The sequence below is a fragment of the Segatella albensis DSM 11370 = JCM 12258 genome, assembly GCF_000426565.1.
GTDB classification, from domain to species: domain Bacteria; phylum Bacteroidota; class Bacteroidia; order Bacteroidales; family Bacteroidaceae; genus Prevotella; species Prevotella albensis.
In genome coordinates, this window is sequence record NZ_AUFP01000010.1 from 86,934 (window position 1) to 111,188 (window position 24,255).

General features: G+C 40.0%; 20 protein-coding genes and 1 rRNA gene. 2 read left to right on the plus strand and 19 right to left on the minus strand.

The window, feature by feature from the left end; all coding sequences use genetic code 11:
- Positions 1–107: 107 nt before the first annotated feature.
- The 11 genes from K333_RS0107415 to lptB all read right to left on the minus strand — a co-directional run bounded on the left by K333_RS0107415 (position 108) and on the right by lptB (position 16,392).
- Complete coding sequence (locus tag K333_RS0107415; protein ID WP_024990345.1) at positions 108–1,247, minus strand: OmpA family protein; 1,140 nt, start codon at positions 1,245–1,247, stop codon at positions 108–110.
- Between the two features lie 152 nt (positions 1,248–1,399).
- Entirely contained in the window at positions 1,400–3,253 is a 1,854-nt protein-coding gene (gene mutL, locus K333_RS0107420) for a DNA mismatch repair endonuclease MutL (RefSeq protein ID WP_024990346.1), read from the minus strand.
- Complete coding sequence (locus K333_RS0107425) at positions 3,246–4,934, minus strand: OstA-like protein (RefSeq protein WP_036889112.1); 1,689 nt, start codon at positions 4,932–4,934, stop codon at positions 3,246–3,248. The genes mutL and K333_RS0107425 overlap by 8 nt, the downstream gene beginning before the upstream one ends.
- On the minus strand, positions 4,931–6,394 hold the full coding sequence (locus K333_RS0107430) for a peptidylprolyl isomerase (protein ID WP_024990347.1): 1,464 nt from the start codon (positions 6,392–6,394) through the stop codon (positions 4,931–4,933). The genes K333_RS0107425 and K333_RS0107430 overlap by 4 nt, the downstream gene beginning before the upstream one ends.
- Positions 6,395–6,401: 7 nt before the next feature.
- Positions 6,402–7,820 carry a peptidylprolyl isomerase gene (locus K333_RS0107435; RefSeq protein ID WP_024990348.1) on the minus strand — a complete coding sequence of 473 codons (1,419 nt, stop codon included), beginning with the start codon at positions 7,818–7,820 and terminating at the stop codon, positions 6,402–6,404.
- 8 nt (positions 7,821–7,828) lie between these two features.
- The gene (gene guaB, locus K333_RS0107440; protein ID WP_024990349.1) at positions 7,829–9,313 is read right to left on the minus strand and encodes an IMP dehydrogenase; all 1,485 of its coding nucleotides are present in this window, start codon (positions 9,311–9,313) and stop codon (positions 7,829–7,831) included.
- Between the two features lie 418 nt (positions 9,314–9,731).
- On the minus strand, positions 9,732–11,951 hold the full coding sequence (recQ, locus tag K333_RS0107445) for a DNA helicase RecQ (protein WP_027452522.1): 2,220 nt from the start codon (positions 11,949–11,951) through the stop codon (positions 9,732–9,734).
- Positions 11,952–12,036: 85 nt separating this feature from the next.
- A complete protein-coding gene (clpX, locus tag K333_RS0107450; protein ID WP_024990350.1) occupies positions 12,037–13,284 on the minus strand; it encodes an ATP-dependent Clp protease ATP-binding subunit ClpX in 1,248 nt (415 codons plus the stop codon).
- Position 13,285: 1 nt separating this feature from the next.
- Entirely contained in the window at positions 13,286–13,954 is a 669-nt protein-coding gene (clpP, locus tag K333_RS0107455; RefSeq protein WP_024990351.1) for an ATP-dependent Clp endopeptidase proteolytic subunit ClpP, read from the minus strand.
- Positions 13,955–14,089: 135 nt separating this feature from the next.
- Positions 14,090–15,442, minus strand: a complete 1,353-nt coding sequence (gene tig, locus K333_RS0107460; protein ID WP_027452523.1) for a trigger factor — start codon at positions 15,440–15,442, stop codon at positions 14,090–14,092.
- Positions 15,443–15,576: 134 nt separating this feature from the next.
- The gene (lptB, locus tag K333_RS0107465; protein ID WP_051230895.1) at positions 15,577–16,392 is read right to left on the minus strand and encodes an LPS export ABC transporter ATP-binding protein; all 816 of its coding nucleotides are present in this window, start codon (positions 16,390–16,392) and stop codon (positions 15,577–15,579) included.
- Positions 16,393–16,523: 131 nt separating this feature from the next.
- Between lptB and K333_RS0107470 the strand changes: the two genes are divergently transcribed.
- A complete protein-coding gene (locus K333_RS0107470; RefSeq protein WP_024990353.1) occupies positions 16,524–17,270 on the plus strand; it encodes an MlaE family ABC transporter permease in 747 nt (248 codons plus the stop codon).
- Positions 17,271–17,284: 14 nt separating this feature from the next.
- Positions 17,285–18,055 carry an ABC transporter ATP-binding protein gene (locus K333_RS0107475; RefSeq protein ID WP_024990354.1) on the plus strand — a complete coding sequence of 257 codons (771 nt, stop codon included), beginning with the start codon at positions 17,285–17,287 and terminating at the stop codon, positions 18,053–18,055.
- Between the two features lie 34 nt (positions 18,056–18,089).
- Here K333_RS0107475 and K333_RS0107480 read toward each other — a convergent pair whose 3' ends face one another.
- The 8 genes from K333_RS0107480 to rrf form a co-directional block, all read right to left on the minus strand.
- Positions 18,090–18,485: a hypothetical protein gene (locus tag K333_RS0107480; RefSeq protein ID WP_024990355.1), complete on the minus strand. Its 396-nt coding sequence runs from the start codon at positions 18,483–18,485 to the stop codon at positions 18,090–18,092.
- Positions 18,486–19,799 carry a ribosome biogenesis GTPase Der gene (der, locus tag K333_RS0107485; RefSeq protein WP_027452524.1) on the minus strand — a complete coding sequence of 438 codons (1,314 nt, stop codon included), beginning with the start codon at positions 19,797–19,799 and terminating at the stop codon, positions 18,486–18,488. It abuts the gene before it with no gap.
- A 116-nt stretch (positions 19,800–19,915) separates the two neighbouring features.
- Positions 19,916–20,797, minus strand: coding sequence for a GTPase Era (gene era / locus K333_RS0107490; RefSeq protein WP_024990356.1), 882 nt, complete (start codon positions 20,795–20,797; stop codon positions 19,916–19,918).
- Positions 20,798–20,885: 88 nt separating this feature from the next.
- A complete protein-coding gene (locus tag K333_RS0107495; protein ID WP_024990357.1) occupies positions 20,886–21,905 on the minus strand; it encodes a beta-ketoacyl-ACP synthase III in 1,020 nt (339 codons plus the stop codon).
- Complete coding sequence (gene rpmF, locus K333_RS0107500) at positions 21,905–22,090, minus strand: 50S ribosomal protein L32 (protein ID WP_024990358.1); 186 nt, start codon at positions 22,088–22,090, stop codon at positions 21,905–21,907. The genes K333_RS0107495 and rpmF overlap by 1 nt, the downstream gene beginning before the upstream one ends.
- Positions 22,091–22,108: 18 nt before the next feature.
- Positions 22,109–22,636 carry a YceD family protein gene (locus tag K333_RS0107505; RefSeq protein WP_024990359.1) on the minus strand — a complete coding sequence of 176 codons (528 nt, stop codon included), beginning with the start codon at positions 22,634–22,636 and terminating at the stop codon, positions 22,109–22,111.
- 72 nt (positions 22,637–22,708) lie between these two features.
- Complete coding sequence (locus K333_RS0107510) at positions 22,709–23,875, minus strand: sensor histidine kinase (protein WP_024990360.1); 1,167 nt, start codon at positions 23,873–23,875, stop codon at positions 22,709–22,711.
- Positions 23,876–24,015: 140 nt separating this feature from the next.
- Positions 24,016–24,128, minus strand: a 5S ribosomal RNA gene (gene rrf, locus K333_RS0107515).
- Positions 24,129–24,255 lie beyond the last annotated feature (127 nt).

Below are 24,255 nucleotides of genomic sequence, written 5' to 3' on the forward strand. Positions count from 1 at the left end.
ATTGATTTTATTTGGAATTACCAAATTTTTCAGATACTTTTTTATCAAAAAAGAGAGTGATTCGGAAGAACCACTCTCTTATATTAGTTGAGTTGATAATATCAATATTACTCAGCAACCTGTACAGTAGCACGACGGTTGAAAGAGATTGGAGAAAGCTCCTCAACACCACCGTTACCCTTAGCCTCGATGTTAGCGTTATCAACACCCATCTTAACAAGTTCCTTAGCTACAGTGTTAGCACGAGCCTCAGACAACTTCTTGTTGAACTCAGCAGAACCAGTTGCCTTATCAGCATAACCGTTAACAACAAGCTTAGAACCATTGTCCTTTGCATACTTAGCAAGAGCCTGTACGTTTACGAGATCCTTCTGAGAAGCGATTGTTGACTTACCAAGGTTGAAGAATACAGAGATTGGAGTGTTAACGAACTCCTTAGTTGTTTCAGCTGCCTTCTGGTTAGCAAGAAGAGTCTTAAGACGCTCGTTCTCTGCATTAGCATCGTTAAGCTGGTTCTTCAGAGCATCGATCTGTGACTGATGAAGTGCGTTCAAAGCATCTACATCAGGAACCTTGTTCCAAGTAGACTTACCAAGGTTGAACTGAAGACCAACCTCTGCATAAAGCTGGTTGTCCTGGTTGTCCCAACCACGATGACGTGGAGCAGCAGCAACACCGTCAGCATCACCACTCATAAGGTTCCAACCACCTTCAGCATATACATTAAGGTGCTTAGCAACCTTCCAAGAAGACTGAACACCAACGCTAGCTACGAAACCATATCTGTTATAAGTCATTGAACGAGAAACACCAGCACCAGCGAATGGGATAACATTCCATACACGGTTCTCATTGTAACCACAGAACAGGTTGCTCAAGTTGAACATTACCTGCTCGTTCAAAGTCCAATACTTGTTGCAGTTACCATAGTTATCACCATCAACAACTGCTTTACCCCAAATACCCTGAGCCTTTGTACGAAGACCAAGACCTGGAGTGAACCACTTACCAATAGCAAGTGCAGCACCTGGATTAGAACGGAACTTGCGAAGAGGTAATCTTCTTAAATCCTGTCCGTGCTCCTCGTTAGAATACCATGCATTCCAATCTGCACCTACCTCGACAAACCAGTTGCTCCAGAATGAATTAGTAGCAACACTGTACTTCAATTCTGGTGTTGCGTCTTCCTGAGCGTTTGCGCTCAAAGTAAGACCGACCATTGCCATTACGATCAATAATTTTTTCATAACCTTATTTGTTTAAATCAAAAAAAAATTCTACCTATTTACCCTATAGTTCGCTGCAAAGTTAATAATTATTTTCATAAAACATCTTTTTTTAGAAAGAAAATGACAACAAAAGTATTAAAAACATAAAATTTTCCTTTTCTTTGTTACTTTTATCCTAATAAATGTTCTATTTCCTGCTGTTTTAATATACACAGTATATTTTTCCCGTCAGGAGTATAATTTACATTATTACAAGCAAAGAGTTGATTTACAATATTTTCCATCTCACTATTGCTTAACACCTGACCTTGAGGGATTGCGGCATATCTGGCCAACGACAGAGCCAATGACTTACAGATTTCTTCCTTCACGGTAGCTCCCTTTTCTATAGCTGCCTGAACCATATCACTGACAAGGTTCATGATTTTTATGCCATCTAATCCTGTCGGTACTGCATTAACTGCATAACTGTTACCACCCAGATCGGTCAATTCGAACCCCATCTCCTGCAACTCTGGTAGGATATGCTGCAACATGACTTGATCGGAAGCACAAAACTGAACGACCTCTGGGAACAGTACTTTCTGAGATTCTATCTTTTTCTCTTTTAGTTGTTCCAGATACATATCAAACAGGATTCTGATATGTGCACGGTGCTGGTCGATGATCATCAAGCCAGACTTTACAGCCGTCATGATATATTTGCCCTTATATTGATAATGACTAGGAGATTTCTCGTCTATAATCTCATGCGATGTTTCTACAGAACTTTCTATTTCTCCATAATCAAATTCCTGAGTATCATCAAATAGATTCTTTGGCGCATTTTGCAGTTCTCCTTCTCCCAATCCTTCATATAATTTCTCCCATTGTTGTGACACCTGATGGGAATTCTTGATATCAGAGGTAGTCTGCTGGAATGGATTATACTGTGGATTATATTCCACCTTGGGACTGCTTGTCATATGCTGGCCGGGGTTATACACTGGGATATCAGGTTTTCCTGCGGTATCAAAATCAATCGACGGAACATCATTGAACATTCCGATGGATTCCTTCACTGATGCCGACAAGATTTGCCAGATGGCCTGTTCATTCTCAAACTTAATTTCAGTCTTTGTAGGATGAATATTGACATCTATATCTTCTGGTGCGACATCAAAATATATAAAGTATGGAATTTGTTCTCCTTCTGGTACGAGACGATCGAAAGCATTCATGACAGCCTTATGAAAATAAGGATGCTTCATATATCGTCCGTTAACAAAGAAAAATTGATGGGCACCCTTCTTACGGGATGATTCCGGTTTACCTACAAAACCTGAGATTTTGCATAAGGTGGTATCAACTTTTACTGGAAGTAGATCTTGATTTAATTTTTTACCGAAGATATCGATAATTCGTTGTTTAACACTTCCTGCACGAAGATTGAAAAGTTCGACATCATTATTATGAACGGAAAAACAGATTTCCGGATAAACCAATGCGATTCGCTCAAAAGTTGTCAGGATGTTATTAAGTTCCGTAGTATTAGACTTCAGGAACTTTCTTCTGGCAGGGACATTGAAGAACAGGTTTTCAACCTTGAAATTACTTCCTACCGGGCACGAACATGGTTCCTGTCCCATAACCTTAGAACCCGAGATAGTCAAAAGTGTGCCAACCTCATCTTTTTCCTGACGAGTTTTCAACTCCACTTGTGCAACAGCAGCAATAGAAGCCAAGGCCTCGCCACGGAATCCCATGGTATGCAGAGCAAACAAATCCTCGGCCTTTCGTATCTTCGATGTGGCATGACGTTCAAAAGAAAGTCGGGCATCAGTTTCTGACATTCCCTTGCCATCGTCAATAACTTGTATGGAAGTCTTTCCGGCATCCACGACAAAGACATGGATAGATTTAGCTCCCGCATCGACAGCATTTTCCACCAACTCCTTAATAACGGAAGCTGGTCTCTGGATAACTTCGCCTGCAGCAATCTGATTTGCAACAGAATCTGGTAAGAGCTGAATGATATCACTCATTATTATTTCCTTTCTCTTTAGGTTTTTCTTCGGAACTTTCTATCTTTTGTAATGGTGCAGCATGTCGTTGTACAATCTTAAGGTTACCATCCCGTTTACCGCGCCATTCATAAATATCATCTTTGTTTATTGGTCTGATATAGTCATACCAAGCAAAGTTGGGCAGTTTCGACCTTGTCGGAGGAATCTGGGTCATCGGATATCCTACTCCCGAGAACTTAGAAGTCCATATCTTCTGCACTTTTTGTTCTGGAGACATGAAGACTCGCATGGTGTCTGTCTCCAGATAATTGAGCATCATCAAGGAACTATCCTTATCGTTTATCGGATAATAAATAGACTGCACATTACCTATAGACTCACCTTCCTTAATCTTTCCATGGTCAAAATATGCATGCATCACTTTAGATGTAATCTGGTTATAATGCTCACCATCAGACAGAAGTTCCACGGAGAGAGCCTGTCCCAGAACATCAGCCTTCCGAACTGTCGAATCATTCATGTAAACATTAATCTGTTCACCCAGCAACTGCCGATTCTTTCCGTTCCAGGTAATTGGATCCTTATACATTGTCATACAAGAATCTGAAGTATTAAAGACCAAAGAGTCGCAAACTGCCTGCACATCATTTCTGAACACCCTCACATGTGGAAAGGCATGTACCTTACGATACACAGAATCCGTATTTATATTAAAGGTGTATATCTTCATAGAATCCGAATGCATATAGAGCGTATCTTTGCGAGAATACTCTTTGGCAACTGGAGTCTTCGTGGCAAATCCATAACCTTTTTTCTCGTTATATCTCAGATAACCACATGTAAGAGAATTCTTATTTCTCAAGTCCTTATAGATGACATTACCATAAGCTCGATTATTTCCATCCTTCACATAATAGAGGGTATCGGCAGTTATGGTTTTATCGCCATCAACTATTGTAGAGCGCCCAAACAGTTCGGCCTTGTCTCTCTTTGTATCATAATAGGCATTCTGCGTTGTAACAACAGATTGCTTTGATTTGATCTTCGATCCGGGACCGACGATATGGGCCTTGGATTTGGCGACATCATAATATAAGGTATCTGTTGTGATTGTCTGTCTAGGGCTCTTCAACTTCACATTATAATAGAAGGCCGCCTGACGGGTATCCGTATTGTATTCTCCCCAATCAGCGACAAGGCGTTCCTTTCCGTCAATAAGGGTACCACCATCCATAAAGTTGGCAATATTATACAAGCGGTCGAAATCCAAGCTATCCGTTTTCAGCACCTGATGTCTATGGTGCAGCACAACATTCTTTCGAGCCTCCATTTTCTGCCATTGTCCGTCATAGAAAGCCCGTTCACAACTCAACGACAAAGTATCTCCTTGTTTGAAAAATACATGACCGAAAGCTTTTACGGAATTGGATTCCTGGTAGAAATAAGCACTATCACATCGCAAAGACGCTCCCATATGCTTGAAAGCGACATGACCTTTTACGATCTGAGCACCAGGGTTAGGTCCATACTGATCGAATTTCAGAACATCAGCATGCAACAGATAAACACGTTCGTCTACCTTTTTGCGATGTTTTCTTGGTCCTGCTACAGCACTTACCAAATATAGCCCAAATAGGCATAGAATAATCATGAAGAGTATTCTATGCCCAAATATATTATTATATGTTATTTTTTTCATTTAACCCATCCTTCGTATTCGAAGTCACAATTCTTATACCTGTCATTCACCTTCACATAGGTGTTCTTTATCTTATTGACCACCCAATCGTGGATTTTCTTCTTTTTCTCATGCTGTAAGACGACATCCTGCATCACCTGGAAATCTTCTGTTATCTTCGCACGATGTCCCTCTATTCGATTCTTCAGTTTGACGATAGCGACAACGGTCTTGCCCTTGGAATTTACCATCTGAAATGGAGCAGAGATTTCATCCACCTTCAATGTGTCAACGACACGAGCTACCTCTGTTGGTAAATCCTTCATCTGGAATCGTGAGGTACGCGTACCTTCCGATGTGTTTGCCATCAAACCATGATTGCTTCTTGTATCTTTGTCATCAGAGAAATATGATGCTGCAAGTTCGAAAGACAATTTCTTTTTCTTGATATCATTACCGATGGAATCCATCCGGAGGAAGGCTTCATCTATTTCTTCCTGAGAGACGCGAGGCTTACGCAGAATATGGCGAACCTTGATTTTGTCTCCACGTTTATCTATCAATTGGATAATATGGTAACCGAACTCACTCTCTACAATCTTTGAAATCTTACTAGGATCTGTCAAGTTGAAGGCTACATTTGCAAACGCAGGATCTAGCATACCACGTCCCATATAATCCAACTCACCACCTTGACGGGCTGAACCGGGATCTTCAGAATAGAAACGAGCCAATGTAGCAAAGGTTGTTTCACCCTTATTGATTCGGTCTGTATAATTTCGGAGTTCTTCCTTTACACGATTTATCTCTTCCTGAGAAATCTTAGGCTGTCGTGTGATAATCTCCACTTCTACCTCTGTAGGAACGAAAGGTATACTATCTTCCGGAAGGTTCTTGAAATATGCACGTACCTGAGATGGGGAAACCTTTACATTTTCTTCCAGTTGTCTTTGCATCTTATCGATAAGGAGTCTGTCCTTGAAATCATCATGCAACTGAGAACGGAGTTGTGAAATTGTCATCTTACGATATTCCTCCAGTTTCTCCTTTGAGCCAATCAACTGAATCCAACCGTTGATCTGCTGATCCACACGCTGCATAACCTCAGACTCCGTGACATTGATACTATCTAGTTGGGCCTGATGCAAGAACAGTTTCTGCACAGCTATCTGCTCCGGGATTCTACAATCTGGATCTCCCGAGAACTTTATTCCTTCCATTTCACTTTGCAGACGAAGATTCTCCACATCCGATTTAAGGATTGGTTCATCACCTACTATCCAGATTACTTCATCGATAATACTGTTAGGATCTGCTGGAACTTCAGCTTTTATCTTTTCTGTCTTTATAGAGTCGCTGTCTGCTTGCATTGATTTCTGCTGCATAGCTTTCACTGCACCAGTTTTCATAGCATTAGCGCTCATGCCTGCTATCAAGAGAAGAGCTACGAAGCCCAAAAATGTTTTATATCCAATTTTCATAATTCAATTATTCATGGTTATTAACTGTGCTAAGCACGTTTTCGTATATTTTGACAGAATAGAGTTTTCGCAGTTGCTTAACCCATTCCTTTTCGATTTCTTCCTGATAATCAGCTAAAACTAAATCCCTGACATCCTGATACGTCTCAGGGTATTTCTTCAGCTTATTTCCATATACATATTCATATGGATATTGTTTATTCTTTACCTGTTGGCAATTCTTCTTGAAGAACTCATGGTCGACAATGGAATTGTCACCCATCTTAAAAATACCGACTCTTACATCTGCATAATACAAGGAGTCATGGTTCAAGGATCTTATCTTATCTCCCCATTTATTATAAGGTGTATTCTTCAATATTTTGCTTAACTTACGTTCGTCTTTACGACTTTTACATCTGAAAGCAACACCTTTAAAACGAGGACTATCCCATTTATATTGTTTCCGATGCTTTAAAAAGAACTTTTCTATTTGACTTCCGTCTTTAGAAATCCGGTCTCTGAAGATACGATTACTCATTTCTGTCAGAAGTATACCCTCTTGATATTCTTTAAGCAAATATTTTGTTTTCTCTGTTTCCTCGGTCGTTGAACCGATACCGTTCACATGGGAAGCCTCATTATTCTTTTTCATGTCCAAAGGTAAACGATCCTGCATCTCGGCCATCACACGCTCTCGGGCATTTTGATATTCTATGATTTCTGAGAGATCACTTTTCACAGAGTCGAAAGGTAAGAAGTCACAAGCGTCATTCATGAGTATAATATGATAGCCTGCTGGAGACTGAAAAGGTGAACTCATCTCCCCTTTCTTTAAATTCCATGCGACATCCTCAAATTCCTTGAAGGTCGTCCCCTTACACATCCAAGGTAAGGCGCCACCATGTTGAGCAGACATCATATCCTGAGAATATTTCTTTGCCATCTCACCAAAATCTGCCCCTTTCTTTATAGCTCTATATAGGGAATATATTTTTTCCTTTACTTTATTTTCCTCTGTATATGATGCTCTCTGGTTAACAGTCAACAAGATATGTGAAAGTTTGCGCATACCACCATGGGATACCACATATCTTCGTTGATTCTCATACATCTTCAATGCTTGTTTTTCTGCATCTGCATTCAAAATATATGATGATTGTTGTGGATTCTTCTTGGTCAGGAGATTCCTCCAGTTCAATGAAGAAATCGTATCAAGTTTTGCATCAAGGGCTGCCTGTACCTTCAGTTTATAGTCAACAAAGGCAGTAACATATGCTTTGATACTTTTCTTGTCAGCTTTTCCACCATTATTATTGTTGTATGAATACTCAAACTCCGAACGAGTCACCGGATGACCGTTGACACGCATAATAATCGGATTATTTTGAGCATAAACCATGCTCCCGCAAAGGAGCATGGTCATCAACAATATTTTAATTTTCATATTTTCTTTTACTCAGGACGACTATAGTTTGGCGCCTCACTGGTGATTGTGATATCATGTGGATGACTTTCCAGGACACCAGCATTTGTGATACGAGTAAACTTAGCATCGTGCAGTTTGTCTATAGAAGGGGCACCGCAATATCCCATACCAGAACGCAAGCCACCAACCAACTGATAGATAACTTCCTGGACAGTACCTTTGTAAGGAACACGACCAGCGATACCTTCAGGAACCAACTTCTTGGCATCTCTGATGTCATTCTGGAAATAGCGGTCGCGAGAGCCATTCTTCTGTTCCATGGCCTCAAGAGAACCCATACCACGATAGCTCTTGAACTTACGACCGTTGAAGATGATTGTTTCGCCTGGAGACTCTTCAGTACCTGCTACAAGAGAACCGATCATCACACAGCTACCACCGGCAACCAATGCTTTCACGATATCACCGGAATAGCGAAGACCACCGTCTGCAATCAAAGGTACATCGGTACCCTTCAATGCAGAATATACATCGTAGACAGCGCTCAACTGAGGTACACCTACACCTGCAACGACACGCGTTGTACAAATAGAGCCCGGACCAATACCAACCTTAACGGCATCAGCACCATTTTCTACCAAATATTTTGCAGCAGCACCAGTTGCTATATTACCAACGACAACATCAAGATCAGGGAATGCAGCTTTCACAGCATGCAATTTCTCTACGACACCCTTTGAATGTCCATGTGCTGTATCAATTACGATAGCATCAACGCCAGCATTTACCAAAGCCTGAGCGCGATCCATTGTATCATTTGTTACACCTACACCTGCTGCAACGCGAAGACGACCTTTGTCATCTTTACAAGCCATTGGCTTATCCTTAGCCTTGGTGATATCCTTGTAGGTAATAAGACCTACCAAGTGGTTCTGAGAATCTACAACAGGTAATTTCTCTATCTTATTCTCCTGAAGAATAGTAGCGGCAGCGGTCAAGTCAGTTTGCTGATGTGTTGTAACCAAATTTTCACTCGTCATAACATCATCGATCAAGCGGTCCATGTGACGCTCGAAACGAAGATCACGATTTGTAACGATACCAACCAAATGGTTTTCGTCATCTACGACAGGAATACCGCCAATATGATAGTCGTGCATCATATCAAGAGCATCCTTTACGGTACGTCCACGACGAATCGTAACAGGATCATAAATCATACCGTTTTCGGCACGCTTTACGATAGCAACCTGACGAGCCTGTTCCTCGATGGTCATATTCTTATGAATAACACCAATACCACCCTCTCTGGCTATTGCTATAGCCATAGAAGACTCTGTAACTGTATCCATTGCGGCCGTTACGAAAGGAACATTTAACTCGATGTTACGAGTAAACTTGGTTTTCAACTCTACCTCTTTTGGTAGTACCTCTGAATAAGCAGGGATTAAGAGGACGTCGTCAAAAGTGAGACCGTCCATTACAATTTTATCTGCAACAAATGATGACATATTGTAACTTTAAAAATTTATTGCGTGCAAATATACCAATAATTTTCCATATACAGCCTCCTTTTTTGGTTTTTCTCTCTGAATTAATTCAATTTAACGCGATTATTTAATCGTAAGTACGAGGATTCTGAAATTACTCTGGCATATCGCTTTTACCTTATATTATACGTATGATTTACGAAGTTAACTGCGTAAGCTGATGATGTTAACTGTGTAAGGCTATAGAGTTAACTGCATAAGGCGATGCTGTTAACTACACAAGGCTATGAAGTTAACTGCATATAATGACATACCAGGACATGGGAATTTCAAAACATAAGAAAAGGAACTCTACGATATTTGCAACAGCATAACAATCAAGAAGTTACAAATATCACAGAGTTCCTCTATTCATCTATATTCTGTCAGCAAGAGAATATCAGTTGGCTTGTTCTGAAAGGAACTTGATCCTTACAAGTCTGATCTCGTCTTCTGTATAGTCTTCGCCCAGTTCATCCATAGCCGTATCCAAATCATCGGTTTCACTTTCCATGAAATAATCATAGATATCATCAATATGGTCATCATCTACGACTTCTTCTATGAAATAGTCGATATTTAATTTGGTACCACTATATACTATTGCCTCTACTTCATCCAACAAGACATCAAAGTCGAGTCCCTTGGCATCAGCGATGTCGTCCAAAGCGATCTGTCGGTCAATACTCTGGATGATGCTCACCTTAAGCATACTTTTCTTAGCAACGGTACGGACGCGAAGTTCCTCCGGACGTTCGATGTGATTTTCCTCACAATGGCTCTTGATAAGGGCAATGAATTCCTTACCATAACGATGTGCCTTACCTGCGCCTACACCTTGTATCTGCTGTAGTTCTTCCATCGTTATTGGATACATCGTTGCCATCTGTTCCAGAGAGACATCTTGGAAGATTACATAAGGAGGGAGGTTATGCTTCTGCGCAACTTTTCTACGAAGATCCTTCAACATTGAGAACAATGCTGGGTCTAAGGCTGATGTTCCCCCTTCGCTATCTTCTTCATAGTCATCTTTATATTCATTGTCTTCAACAATCATGAATGATTCCGGAGACTTGATAAATTTCTTTCCTGCTGCTGTCAGTTTCAACAAGCCATAATTCTCGACATCTTTTTTGATATAGCCTGCTATCATCGCCTGACGTATGGTAGGATTCCACAGATTATCATCCATATCTTCACCAGAGCCAAACTCGTCCAGTTGATTATGCTTATGAGAAACGATGTTGTCCGTTGCACGACCTTTGACGAAATCGATGATATAATCCTGACGGAAATTTTCCTTTACAGCGGCAATAGCCTTCAAGACAACGACGAGTGCCTCATGGGCTTCGATCTTCTTCTTTGGATGGAGACAGTTGTCACAATTTCCACAATTATCCTTAGGATACTCCTCACCGAAATAATGAAGTAGCATCTTGCGTCGACAAACAGAAGATTCGGCATAGGCCTGAGTTTCCTGCAGCAACTGTCTACCAATGTCTTGCTCAGCGACAGGTTTGCCTTCCATAAATTTCTCGAGTTTCTTCAAATCCTTAGGAGCATAAAAGGCGATACAGATGCCCTCTCCTCCATCACGACCTGCCCTACCAGTTTCCTGATAGTATCCTTCCAGACTCTTTGGTATGTCATAATGGATTACAAATCGCACATCAGGTTTGTCAATACCCATTCCAAACGCTATTGTTGCCACGATGACATCAATACGTTCCATCAGGAAGTCATCTTGTGTCTGCGAACGAGTTGCAGAATCAAGTCCTGCATGGTAAGGAGCAGCCTTTATCTCGTTTACCTTCAACACCTCGGCGAGTTCCTCTACCTTCTTTCTTGACAAACAATAGACGATACCACTCTTTCCGGGATGCTGTTTTATAAACTTGACGATTTGTGTGTCTATATCCTTAGACTTGGCACGAACCTCATAATACAGATTCGGGCGATTGAAAGAACTCTTATACTCATTGGCATCATTGATACCCAATGTTTTCTTAATATCAGAACGCACCTTATCCGTCGCTGTAGCAGTAAGGGCCATGATAGGAGCTCTTCCTAAGATGTCTATGGCCTTACGGATATTTCTGTATTCCGGACGGAAATCATGTCCCCATTCTGAAATACAATGGGCCTCATCGATAGCATAGAATGAGATTTTTACATCTTCAAGGAAGGAGAACTTTACTTTCTTTACAACAACAGTTGAGCCACTCTCTGTTTTTTCCTCTTCTTCCTTTAACAATGATTCAGGAGCAACATACAAAAGTTTAGTCTTCCCACTCAAGACATCTGTCTTCACACGTTCTATTTCTGATTTATTCAAGGAAGAGTTCAGATAATGAGCAACTCCTTCCTCTTCACTTAATCCATTGATAACGTCTACCTGATTCTTCATGAGAGCAATCAGTGGCGAAATAACTATAGACATACCATCCATGAATAGCGAAGGTAACTGATAACACAAACTTTTTCCTCCACCAGTAGGCATCAATACAAAAGTATCGTTTCCGTCCATAAGATTACGGATAATAGCTTCCTGGTCGCCCTTGAATTTATCAAAGCCGAAATAATGTTTAAGTTGTTGGGTAAGATCAACGTTTTCTGTCATATAACAAATAGCTCCTTATTCCTTCATTTATTAGGTGTCGTTTTTCGAATTGGGTTGACAGGGATATTCCCTGTCAACTTATAGTTTATGCAGATTCTAATTTCTGCAAATGTGCTTTTTCAATCTGTGTCTTGGCATACTCTTGTGTCACCTCAAATTTCTTAGTTCTACTTGAAGGCTTCTCAAACATAGCATCCATCATTACGGCCTCAACGATAGAACGCAGACCGCGCGCGCCTAATTTGTATTCCATGGCCTTATCAACAATAAAGTCTAGGCTCTCTTCTGTAAAGGTTAGTTCTATGCCGTCTATTTCAAACAATTTGATGTATTGCTTTACAATAGAGTTCTTCGGTTCTACCAATATTCTTCTCAAGGCTGGTTTATCCAATGGATTGAGATATGTAAGAACCGGGAGACGACCTATCAACTCTGGGATAAGTCCGAAACTCTTCAAGTCCTGAGGCAACACGTACTGCATCATCTCATTCTTATTGAGTCTTCTCACATTCTGAACTGAGTTATATCCGACAACATGAGTATTCAGACGCTGAGCAATCTTGCTCTCTATTCCGTCAAAGGCTCCTCCACAGATGAAAAGTATATTTTTAGTATCTACATGGATATATTCCTGATCCGGATGCTTTCGGCCTCCCTGAGGTGGAACGTTCACAATAGTTCCTTCTAGCAACTTCAACAGACTCTGCTGAACGCCTTCACCGCTGACATCTCTTGTGATCGATGGGTTATCGCTCTTACGGGCAATCTTGTCGATTTCATCTACAAACACTATTCCTTTTTCTGCTGCCGCTACATCAAAGTTTGCCACTTGTAATAATCGACTCAAGATACTTTCTACATCTTCTCCTACATATCCGGCTTCGGTAAACACCGTTGCGTCTACGATGGTAAAAGGTACCTCTAGCATTTTGGCAATAGTACGAGCCAACAGGGTTTTACCCGTACCTGTGCTTCCAACCATGATGATGTTGCTCTTTTCAATCTCGACACCATCATCCTCTACAGACTGTTGCAGACGTTTGTAATGGTTATATACGGAAACTGCCAATGTTTTCTTTGCATCATCCTGTCCTATAACATATTGATCAAGATATTTTTTTATCTCCTTTGGCTTAGGAACTTTCTTGATTTCATATTTCTTATTAGCATCTTCCTTTGCTTCGTAAGGAAGTGGATTCAAGACGCCTGCAGACAAAGCAATTTCGTAGGCTTGCTGAGCACAATTTTCACAAATATATCCATTTAAGCCCGTTATCAGAAGCTTTGTTTCTTTCTCGCTTCTTCCACAGAAACTACATACTTTCTTTGGCATATTATTTCTTTCTTGTCAACACAGAATCAATCATACCATATTCACGAGCTTCTTCCGCTGTCATCCAATAGTTACGGTCGCTATCGTTCCATACTTTCTCAAATGGGGTATGAGAATGATTTGATATGATGGTATATAATTCTTTCTTGAATTTCTGAATCTCTTTTGCCTCTATCTCAATATCTGAAGCCTGTCCCTGAACTCCACCCAGAGGCTGATGTATCATGACACGGCTATGAGGAAGTGCTGAACGCTTGCCTTCCTGACCTGCAACAAGCAAAACTGCGGCCATAGAAGCGGCCATGCCTGTACAGATGGTAGACACATCGCTCGTGATAAACTGCATGGTATCATAAATACCCAAACCTGCTGTTACGCTACCACCAGGACTATTGATATAAATAGAGATATCCTTACCTGGATCTGTTGAGTCTAGATATAGTAACTGTGCCTGCAATGTATTTGCTGTATAATCATCAATCTCTGTACCTAAGAATATAATACGGTCCATCATCAATCTTGAGAAGACATCCATCTGAGTAACATTCAACTGACGTTCTTCCAAGATATAAGGATTCAGATACTGTTGCTGAGCCTTAACGACATCGTCCAGGACCATGCCATTCATTCCATAATGCTTAGTAGCAAATTTTCTAAAATCGCTGTTCATAATCTTTATATTATCCTTTCTTTTATAAACAAGAAAAAGAGGTTATCAACTTATTATTTCTCGTTCGTAGGAACAAAGATAATAAAAAAAGTTGATAACCTCTTACAAAAGAAGGTTTTTTTTCAAAAAACTATATTATTCCATCATTTTGTTAAACTCGTCGAGTGTTACCTCTTTCTCGTTCAACTTAACAACATTCTTAAGGATCTCTGTCAACTTACGATCGATAGAGCGATCTACGAGTGCATCTGTAGAATTACCCTTCTTGAGGATCTCTTCTGCATAGTTCTCAATATACTCCTCTGGAATATTTGTCATACCATACTGAGCGAACTGAGCACGAGCTGCTTCCTTAGCTGTTTCCTTAATATCATTATCTTCGATCTTGATATCGTTAGCAGCAACCAACTGCTCCTTGATCAAGTGCCATGTCAACTCCTTGATGCTATTCTCATAGTTCTTCTCTACGAACTCTGCACCCTTATCCTTGTTGTTGTTAAGCATGATCTTCTTCAAGAGCTCATCAGGATATGCCAACTTGCCAACCTTCTTCTCGCAGTGTGCACGTACGTCCTGGATAAACTTGAAGTCTGCATCTGCAGCCAACTGCTCTTTCAAGCCTTCAGCGATCTTCTCACGGAACTCTTTTTCGCTCTTTACAGCATCCTTACCGAATGTCTGATCGAAAAGTTCCTGATCTACAGCGTGCTTATTGAAGCGCTGAATCTCTGTTACCTGGAAGCTGAAGTCTGCTGTCAAATCCTTAACTTTTTCACGCTCTACCTTCAAAAGTGAAGATACTTCTGTATCATTATCTGGATAAGCCTTCTTTGGATTGAATGTAATTACATCACCAAGTTTTGCGCCATCGAAAAGTTTCTTCTGATCATCAACCTTGATGTAGCTAGGCATAAGGATTGCGCCCTCTACGGTGATACCATCTTCCTTAGTATTACCCTTCTCATCAAGTTCACGAAGGTCACCCTTCAGCATATCATTCTCCTGATATTCCTCAGCTTTCTCATAGCTACCCATACGAGAGGTGAACATATCTACCTGCTTATCGATCAAAGCGTCATCTACCTTGATTGTGTAGTGATCTACCTTATCACGACCGGTCAAAGTTACCTTGAACTCTGGAGCTACTGCAATATCAAAAAGGAATGTATAAGGAGCATCCTTCTCTAGATCAATTGGAGTCTGCTTCTCTGAAGCTAATGGCTCACCTAACATCTGGATCTTGTTGTCCTGTACATATTTGTAAATTTGCTGACCAACGAATTTGTTGATAACATCCATCTTTACAGATGTACCAAACTGGCGCTTGATCATACCCATTGGCACCTGTCCTGGACGGAAACCTGGTACGTTAGCCTTTTTACGATAGTCTTTCAAAGTCTTCTCGACTTCGCTCTGGAAATCACTTTCTTCGACAACAATAGTCATCAGACCATTAATCTTGTCAGGATTCTCAAATGAAATTTTCATCTTTGATTTTTTGTTTTATTTTGTTATTATTGTTTTCAAACGAGTGGCAAAATTACTCATATTTAGTGAATATACCTAATATATAAGAGAAAAATTTGTTTTTTTAACCAAATATTCTGTTTTATCCCCTTAGTTTACAGTGCATTTTCCTCTGCTTTCTCGTCTTCTTCGTTTGGTTTAAACTTGCGATAGACGAAATTCTCACTCAGGTAATTCTTTCGTACCACAGGGTTCTGGGCAAGACTCTCCGGAGAACCTTGGAACAGTATTCGACCTTCAAACAACAGATAGGCTCTATCTGTAATAGAAAGGGTTTCTTGCACGTTATGGTCGGTAATCAAAATACCTATATTCCGATATTTCAAACGCCATACTATATGCTGAATATCCTCTACTGCAATAGGGTCGACACCGGCAAACGGTTCATCAAGCATAATGAATTTTGGATCTATGGCCAGGCAACGGGCTATCTCGCAACGACGACGCTCTCCTCCAGACAGTTGGTCTCCCTTGTTCTTCCTTACTTTGGTCAATCGAAATTCTTTGATCAAACTTTCCAACTTATCCAACTGATACTGGCGAGGTTTACCTGTCATCTCAAGAACCGACATGATATTGTCTTCCACACTCATCTTACGAAATACGCTTGCTTCCTGTGGAAGATATCCAATACCTGCACGAGCACGTTTATACACTGGGAAATCGGTAATTTCATGGTCGTCTATATACACATGTCCTTCGTTAGGTACGACAAGACCTGTCGTCATATAAAAAGAAGTGGTCTTACCAGCACCATTTGGTCCTAGCAATCCAACGATTTCGCCTTGCTTTACGTTTATCGTCACGCCATTGGCAACGGTACGTTTGCCATAACGTTTCACTAATCCTTCGGTTCTAAGAATAGATCTTTCCGGATCCAAATTCTCTAAGCTTTCTTTCGTCTCACTCATTCTCGGAATATTTGTGTGCAAAATTACTAAAAAACAAGCTAATATCATTGATAAAATCAAAAACTCTTGAAAATATTGCAGTTTTTTAGTGGATTTTGGTTACTTTTGCAACGATATAACGGCAAAAATACATGTTGATTTATAAATGGCTTAATACTTTCGGCAGTTATCTGATATTGATGGGCCGATCTTTATCGCGTCCAGATCGTATGCGCATGTTCCTTAAAAGATATGCGAAAGAGATGGAGCAGTTGGGTGTCGACTCTATTGGCATCGTCATGCTGATTTCTTTCTTTATCGGCGCTGTGATCTGTATTCAGATGAAAATAAACATCCAAAGTCCTTGGATGCCTCACTGGGTGGCAGGATATACGACCCGCGAGATCATGCTTTTGGAGTTTTCTTCTTCTATCATGTGTCTTATCCTCTCTGGTAAGGTTGGTTCCAACATTGCATCTGAACTGGGTACTATGCGTGTAACACAGCAAATTGATGCTCTCGACATCATGGGTGTAAACTCTGCGAGTTATCTGATTCTGCCTAAAATACTAGGATTGATCACCATCATGCCTTTCCTTGTGATTTTCTCTTCCACACTTGGTATTATCGGTGCTTATGCTACGGCATATATAGGACATATCATTTCTCCAGAAGACCTTACATCGGGTATACAGCATGCTTTTAATGTATGGTTTATCTGGATGAGTATTATCAAGAGTTTGTTCTTTGCGTTTATCATCGCCAGTGTATCTTCCTTTTTCGGATATACCGTGGAGGGTGGTTCTGTAGAGGTCGGAAAAGCCAGTACTGATGCTGTCGTATGTTCTAGTGTGCTTATCTTATTCTCGGATGTGTTCCTTACACAACTACTCTCATAAAGTAAAATTTCATTATGATAGAAGTTAAGAATCTTACAAAATCTTTTGAAGACAAAACTGTGCTTTTCAATATAAACACAGTATTTGAAACAGGGAAGACCAACTTGATTATCGGTCAAAGTGGTTCGGGAAAGACTGTTTTAATGAAAAACTTGATTGGACTATTCGAACCGACACAAGGTGAAATTCTTTACGACGGACGTGATTTCATTAGCATGAACAAAAAGGAAAAGGCTATGATGCGCCGTGAAATGGGAATGGTTTTTCAAGGTGCTGCACTTTTCGATTCGCTTACAGTCTTGGAGAATGTTATGTTTCCTCTCGATATGTTTTCTAATGAAAACTATCGGGATCGCGTAAAAAAGGCGCAAGACTGTTTGGCTCGTGTAAATCTACTGGAGGCACAGGATAAGTATCCAAGTGAAATATCGGGAGGTATGCAGAAGCGTGCTGCTATCGCTCGGGCTATAGTACAAAATCCAAAATATTTGTTTTGCGATGAACCAAATTCCGGTCTGGACCCTAAGACTTCTCTCGTCATCGATGAACTTCTTTCCGGAATCACACACGAATTCGGAATAACGACTATCATTAATACTCACGACATGAATTCTGTGATGGGTATCGGAGAAAATATCTGTTTTATCTACAAAGGACACAAGGAATGGCAGGGTAATAAGGATCAGGTCATCAATAGTAACAATAGCAAACTTAATGATTTGGTATTTGCTTCTGATCTGTTTAGGAAAGTAAAAGAAATAGAACTGGAACAAGACAAAAAATAGAGGTGATAAAAAAAATATCGCCTCTATTTTCAATTTATTGCATTTTCCATTTTCCTTTCACTTCAATCATTGGCACAACGATTTCTTCGCTCGTTTTATCTCCATAGTCGAGAACGAGAAAAGCCATGGCTGTATGATGAGCGGTATCAGCCTTTGCATCTGCTATCTTTACGTTGCTAATACCTTGATGTTCTTCTTTTTGCTGGTATACAAACATCTTGGCATTTGTTTCTAATTGTTCGCGATAACCTGCAGGTATGCTATCTGGCTGATTCATCCCTTTCACAAACTCTGAATATTTGTTTTCAAGCAACAAATCATAATAGCCCTTGGCTGCAATAGCTGCCAACTCGCCTTGATCTGGAGCTTCCTTGCCACATCCAGAAATGATTAATATCGATAGAATAATGAAAGATACAACTTTTTTCATTTACTTCTGGCGTATAAAAATATTTATTGGACAACCATGCATAGACCAGTTCTCTCGTATCTTGTTCTCGAGGAATCTACGATAATTCTCCTTTACATACTGTGGAAGATTAGCATAGAATACAAAAGAAGGAATCTGTGTATTTGGTAACTGTGTACAATACTTGATCTTGATATACTTTCCTTTCACACTCTGTGGAGGATATGCTTCGATAATTGGGAGCATAACTTCGTTCAACTTCGAAGTTCCCACATGCGCCTTACGATTTAGATAGACTTGCTTAGCTGTCTCTAAAACCTTGAAGATACGCTGTTTCGTAAGTGCTGAAGCAAAAATTATCGGGAAGTCAACAAAAGGTGCCATACGCTTGCGAATAGCTGCTTCGAAAGTTGCTATCACCTTCTGGTCCTTATTCTCTACCAAGTCCCACTTGTTTACAACAACGACCAAACTCTTGTTATTCTTCTGAATCAACTGGAAGATATTCATATCCTGTGTCTCAATACCACGAGTGGCATCGATCATCAGAATACAAACATCACTATTCTCAATAGCTCTGATACTACGCATCACAGAATAGAACTCCAAATCCTCCGTAACCTTATTCTTACGACGAATTCCTGCAGTATCTACCAAATAAAAATCAAAACCAAACTTGTCATAACGTGTATAGATACTATCGCGAGTTGTACCAGCTATTTCGGTTACAATGTTTCTCTCTTCACCAATAAAGGCATTGATAATACTACTTTTTCCTGCATTTGGACGACCTACAACTGCAAAACGTGGAATGTCTTCTTCGATAGTCTCCTCAGGATTATCCTTCAACTTATCCAAAAGCATATCCAACAAGTCACCTGTACCACCACCTGTAGCTGCACTGATACATACAGGATCGCCCAGTCCTAACTTGTAGAATTCTGCTGCCTCATAATAACTTGCACTGTTATCAACTTTATTTGCTACAAGGATTACAGGAAGTTTCGTTCTGCGCAGAATCATTGCAACATCTTCATCCCAGTCGGTTACACCTGTTTCATTGTCAACGAGGAATAACACCAAATCAGCTTCTTCTGTTGCAATCATTACTTGCTCACGAATAGCATCCTCAAAGATATCGTCTGACTTTACAACCCAACCGCCGGTATCAACAACTGAAAATTCACGGCCATTCCATTGACATTTTCCATACTGACGATCACGAGTCGTACCAGCAGTATCACTAACGATAGCACGACGAGACTGGGTCAAACGATTAAAAAGCGTTGACTTACCCACATTTGGGCGGCCAACAATAGCTACTAAATTTGCCATTTCTGTTTAATTTCTGAAGTTATACATTCTTCGGCCCTCCTTATCGGGAGAGTATGCTCTCAATACATTCAGAGCAAAACTCGGGGTTTCTTCTCAAAGAAAACTCCTAGCCTAATTTATTCTGGATTATATCCGAAATGATTGAGCTCTCTTTCGGAATTACGCCAATCTTTGTCCACTTTTACAAAAGTTTCCAAATAGATCTTCTTATCAAAGAACTTCTCGAGACTCTTTCGTGCCTCTGAAGAAACTTTCTTCAATGCCATACCTTGATGGCCTATGATAATACCTTTCTGACTGTCGCGCTCTACGTAGATAACAACATTAATATGGATATGTTTATCATCCTCCTTGAAACGCTCTACAGCAACTTCCACAGAATAAGGTATTTCCTTGTCATAATAACGGAGAATTTTCTCACGAACAATTTCACTGACAAAGAATTTTGCAGGTTTATCTGTAAGCTGTTCCTTATCAAAATAAGCTGGCGATTCAGGAAGCAGTTCCTTAATACGCTTCATTAGAATATCTGTACCAAACTTATTCTTAGCTGAGATTGGAAGAATCTCCGCATTAGGAAGCAGTCCATGCCATTTTTCAACAATAGTTCCCAATGTCTCCTGATTGCTCTCATCTATTTTATTTATCAAAAGGAGAACAGGAATACTCATCTTCTTCACCTTGTCCAAAAAATCCATATTTTTTTCTGGATTTTCCACAACATCGGTGACATAAAGCAAGATATCAGCATCTGCCAAAGCCGATTCAGAAAATGCAAGCATCATCTCTTGCATCTTATAATTCGGTTTCAAGACACCAGGAGTATCCGAAAAGACAATCTGACAATCTTCATCATTGACAATACCCATGATACGATGTCTAGTTGTCTGAGCCTTGAAAGTCGCAATACTGATTCGCTCTCCGACTAATTGATTCATCAGAGTCGACTTACCCACATTTGGGTTGCCTACAATATTTACAAAACCTGCTTTATGCATAAAAGAATTGATTGATATTCAAAATAAAAAAAACGCATCATCTTATCAAAAAGAAGGATGCGTCTTTCTGTCTTTATTGATATAATATCTATTTCACCAACGCGGCCTTGGCACCATCGTAAGCCCATCTTAAATAAGAGGCACCATTTACGAAACCAGCACCAAATGCTGTCAGAATGATATTGTCACCCTTCTTAAGTTCCTTTTCATAATCCCAAAGAACAAGAGGCATACAAGCAGCACTAGTATTTCCATAACGCTGAATATTAACCAACAACTTATCCATCGGCGCACCAATTCTCTTGGCTACAGCCTCGATGATTCGCAAGTTGGCTTGATGAGTAACGATATGGTCTACATCATCAATGGTTAAATTGTTACGCTTCAATATCTCTTCACAATCATCACCCATGGCTGTTACAGCATAACGGAACACAAAGCGTCCTTCCTGATATGTGTAATGCATACGATGATCAACAGAGAAATGAGAAGACGGGAATACAGAGCCACCAGCTTTAATATGAAGGAAAGGAAGACCCTTGCCATCTGTACGATGAAAAGAATCTATCAAACCAATATTTTCTTCTTCTGTTCCTTCTACCAAGACAGCACCTGCGCCATCACCAAACAATGGACATGTAGAACGATCTTGATAGTCAGTAATCGACGACATTTTATCAGCGCCAATAACAATAATATGTTTATGGCGTCCACTCTGAATCATATTACAAGCAACATCGAGTGCATACATAAAACCGCAACAAGCAGCAGAGAAATCAAAAGCAAAAGCATTTTTCAATCCAAGCTTACCTAATACGATAGATGCAGTAGATGGATGAACATAATCAGGTGTGGTTGTCGCAACCATTAGGGCATCAATGCTATCGGGATCAATACCAGTCTTCTTTAATAAGAGTTTGGCTGCCTTACGTGCCATATAAGAAGTGCCCAATCCTTCTTCAGTAAGGATTCGGCGCTCCTTAATTCCGGTACGAGTAACTATCCACTCATCATTGGTATCGACCATACGAGACAATTCCTCATTATTCAGGACATAGTCTGGTACATATCCAGCGACACCAGTGATGATAGCGTTAATTTTTCCCATTATTCAGCTGCTTCCTTTACAATAGCAACCTTACCGCGGTAGTAACCACAAGTTGGACATACTGTATGATAAACATAGTAAGCACCACAGTTAGGGCAAACTGCCAATGTAGGAACTACAGCTTTATCATGAGTTCTTCTCTTAAGTGTACGAGTCTTAGACTGTCTTCTTTTAGGATGTGCCATAATTTTTAATTTTTAATTTTAATCTTTTAATTTCAATTTTTTCAAAGCATCCCAGCGAGGATCTATAGTTTCTGTGTCATCTTCCTTACCGCTTCGGGCGGCCGAATGTTCTTCTAACAATTCAATCATAGCCGTGTTGCATTTACCAGGAGCATGCACATGCTTGATAGGAATATTAACTACTATAAATTCATAGATGAACCAAGCAACATCGAGTATTCCTTCGTCCTCGGCCACAATTACCAGGTCATCATCTTCTGAGCTTTCTTCTCCAAATTTAGCGACTAATCTATCATCCGAACAAATTGGCTGTTCCATATCATCCAGACATAAGTCACATTGCACTGTAACAACACCCTCTGTATGGAAATTCAATTCATAGAAATCTTCCATCTTACTGATTGACAGAGAAGACACAAGATTTCCCTTCTGAATCTCTGGGGCATCGATAGCCTTAAAGTATTCATCGTCCAGCTTAAACCTAAAAGAACTAACTCCCTGAGGCAAAGCCTTTAAGTCGATTTTGAATGGCTCTAAACTATTCATATACAGTTTTCGGGTTGCAAAGTTACGAATATTTTTTGATAAAAGATAATTTTAAAGCAAAAAAACTCACTTTTAGTATTTTTTTAGCTCGATTCTAAATGTTGTCCCTAAACCAATTTCTGATGATTTTACAAATATCTTCCCATGATGATATTCTTCAACGATTCTTTTAACCAGACTTAATCCAAGCCCCCATCCTCTGCTTTTTGTAGTAAATCCAGGAACAAAAACATGTTTGAAATCCTTAGCGGGAATTCCTTTGCCCGAATCTGTAACATCAATTATCACAGTTTGATCCTGCTCATGTAGAGATATTGTAATGCAACCATTAGCAGCACCTATAGCATCTATGGAATTTTTTAGCAGATTCTCGAGCACCCATCCGAACAAATTAGCATTCATATTGATGAAAACATCTGCATCCGGAAAATCTTTTTTTATAACAATATTACGAGATGTCCTACGATTCATATAATCCACTACATCGGCGATTAAAATTTTAAGACTCGCCTTCTGAGACTCAGGCAAAGAACCTATTTTAGAGAAGCGATCAGCAATCAACTGCAATCGATTTACATCATAGTCCATCTCTAAAATCATATCATCTTGAGGATATTTATCTTTAAGAATTTCGATCCATGCCATCATACTAGAAATAGGAGTTCCAAGTTGATGAGCTGTTTCCTTAGACAATCCAACCCAAAGACTATTTTGCTCCGACTTTTTCGATGTTGTCAAAAAGAATATTGCAAAGACCACAAAAAGAAAAACTACAGCCAACTGGATGTAAGGATAAACTTCAAGGCGCTTGATCATAACAGAATCATCATAACACACTTGGACGAAATCACGTGTAGAATCATTAAGAGCTATATGAATACATTTACCATTCGATTTCCAAAGAATCCCTAACGAAGAAGCATAATCCAAGCTATCCTTACGACTATTACCCCAAAGGTCTATATTTCTAAAAATCTGAGCACGGTTATTAGCATCTAAGACAATTACAGGAATCGTATGATTCTCATTAATAACAGTAAGGACAAGATTAAGGTCTGTATGTTCATCAGCAGAATTCAACGAACGCATAGCCTGTGCCCACATCTGGACACGACTTTTCTCCTCTCTAGCCAAATCGCGAACTAAGAAATGAGAGACTATCAAAGACACTATGGCAATAGCAATCGCAGATGCCACAAGTAAGATTTTTATTTTATGACTTTTATCAATCCCCTGCATCATATAGAGAAAACGAAAAAGCCTGAGAGATATTGCAGTAACGCCCCAAAAACAAACGCCACCAGCCACCCCAGCAATATCCCGAGTTATATGAAACGAAAAAAGCCCCGAATACTTTCGTAATCGAGGCTTGATTTAAAAGGAGGCGGCTACCTACTCTCCCGCATTGCATTGCAGTACCATCGGCGTAAGTGGGCTTAACTTCTCTGTTCGGAATGGGAAGAGGTGGGACCCCACCACAATAACCACCTGATATGGCTTATGACATCCTTGCACACAAGCAGCTTATAAAATAACCTGTATCTACTTTCTACTCAACAACAAAAAGCATAAACTCTTTAGAAAGTTTCGGGCAATTAGTAGTGCTCGGCTTTGACGTC

Coding starts and splice junctions, on each gene's coding strand:
- era (WP_024990356.1), bottom strand. CDS start 20,797: ATGCATAAAGCAGGTTTTGTAAATATTGTAGGCAACCCAAATGTGGGT.
- clpX (WP_024990350.1), bottom strand. CDS start 13,284: ATGCCAAAGAAAGTATGTAGTTTCTGTGGAAGAAGCGAGAAAGAAACA.
- recQ (WP_027452522.1), bottom strand. CDS start 11,951: ATGACAGAAAACGTTGATCTTACCCAACAACTTAAACATTATTTCGGC.
- clpP (WP_024990351.1), bottom strand. CDS start 13,954: ATGAACAGCGATTTTAGAAAATTTGCTACTAAGCATTATGGAATGAAT.
- K333_RS0107505 (WP_024990359.1), bottom strand. CDS start 22,636: ATGAATAGTTTAGAGCCATTCAAAATCGACTTAAAGGCTTTGCCTCAG.
- K333_RS0107435 (WP_024990348.1), bottom strand. CDS start 7,820: ATGAAAATTAAAATATTGTTGATGACCATGCTCCTTTGCGGGAGCATG.
- tig (WP_027452523.1), bottom strand. CDS start 15,442: ATGAAAATTTCATTTGAGAATCCTGACAAGATTAATGGTCTGATGACT.
- K333_RS0107475 (WP_024990354.1), top strand. CDS start 17,285: ATGATAGAAGTTAAGAATCTTACAAAATCTTTTGAAGACAAAACTGTG.
- K333_RS0107480 (WP_024990355.1), bottom strand. CDS start 18,485: ATGAAAAAAGTTGTATCTTTCATTATTCTATCGATATTAATCATTTCT.
- guaB (WP_024990349.1), bottom strand. CDS start 9,313: ATGTCATCATTTGTTGCAGATAAAATTGTAATGGACGGTCTCACTTTT.
- K333_RS0107425 (WP_036889112.1), bottom strand. CDS start 4,934: ATGAAAAAAATAACATATAATAATATATTTGGGCATAGAATACTCTTC.
- K333_RS0107510 (WP_024990360.1), bottom strand. CDS start 23,875: ATGCAGGGGATTGATAAAAGTCATAAAATAAAAATCTTACTTGTGGCA.
- mutL (WP_024990346.1), bottom strand. CDS start 3,253: ATGAGTGATATCATTCAGCTCTTACCAGATTCTGTTGCAAATCAGATT.
- lptB (WP_051230895.1), bottom strand. CDS start 16,392: ATGAGTGAGACGAAAGAAAGCTTAGAGAATTTGGATCCGGAAAGATCT.
- K333_RS0107430 (WP_024990347.1), bottom strand. CDS start 6,394: ATGAAAATTGGATATAAAACATTTTTGGGCTTCGTAGCTCTTCTCTTG.
- K333_RS0107415 (WP_024990345.1), bottom strand. CDS start 1,247: ATGAAAAAATTATTGATCGTAATGGCAATGGTCGGTCTTACTTTGAGC.
- rpmF (WP_024990358.1), bottom strand. CDS start 22,090: ATGGCACATCCTAAAAGAAGACAGTCTAAGACTCGTACACTTAAGAGA.
- der (WP_027452524.1), bottom strand. CDS start 19,799: ATGGCAAATTTAGTAGCTATTGTTGGCCGCCCAAATGTGGGTAAGTCA.
- K333_RS0107495 (WP_024990357.1), bottom strand. CDS start 21,905: ATGGGAAAAATTAACGCTATCATCACTGGTGTCGCTGGATATGTACCA.
- K333_RS0107470 (WP_024990353.1), top strand. CDS start 16,524: ATGTTGATTTATAAATGGCTTAATACTTTCGGCAGTTATCTGATATTG.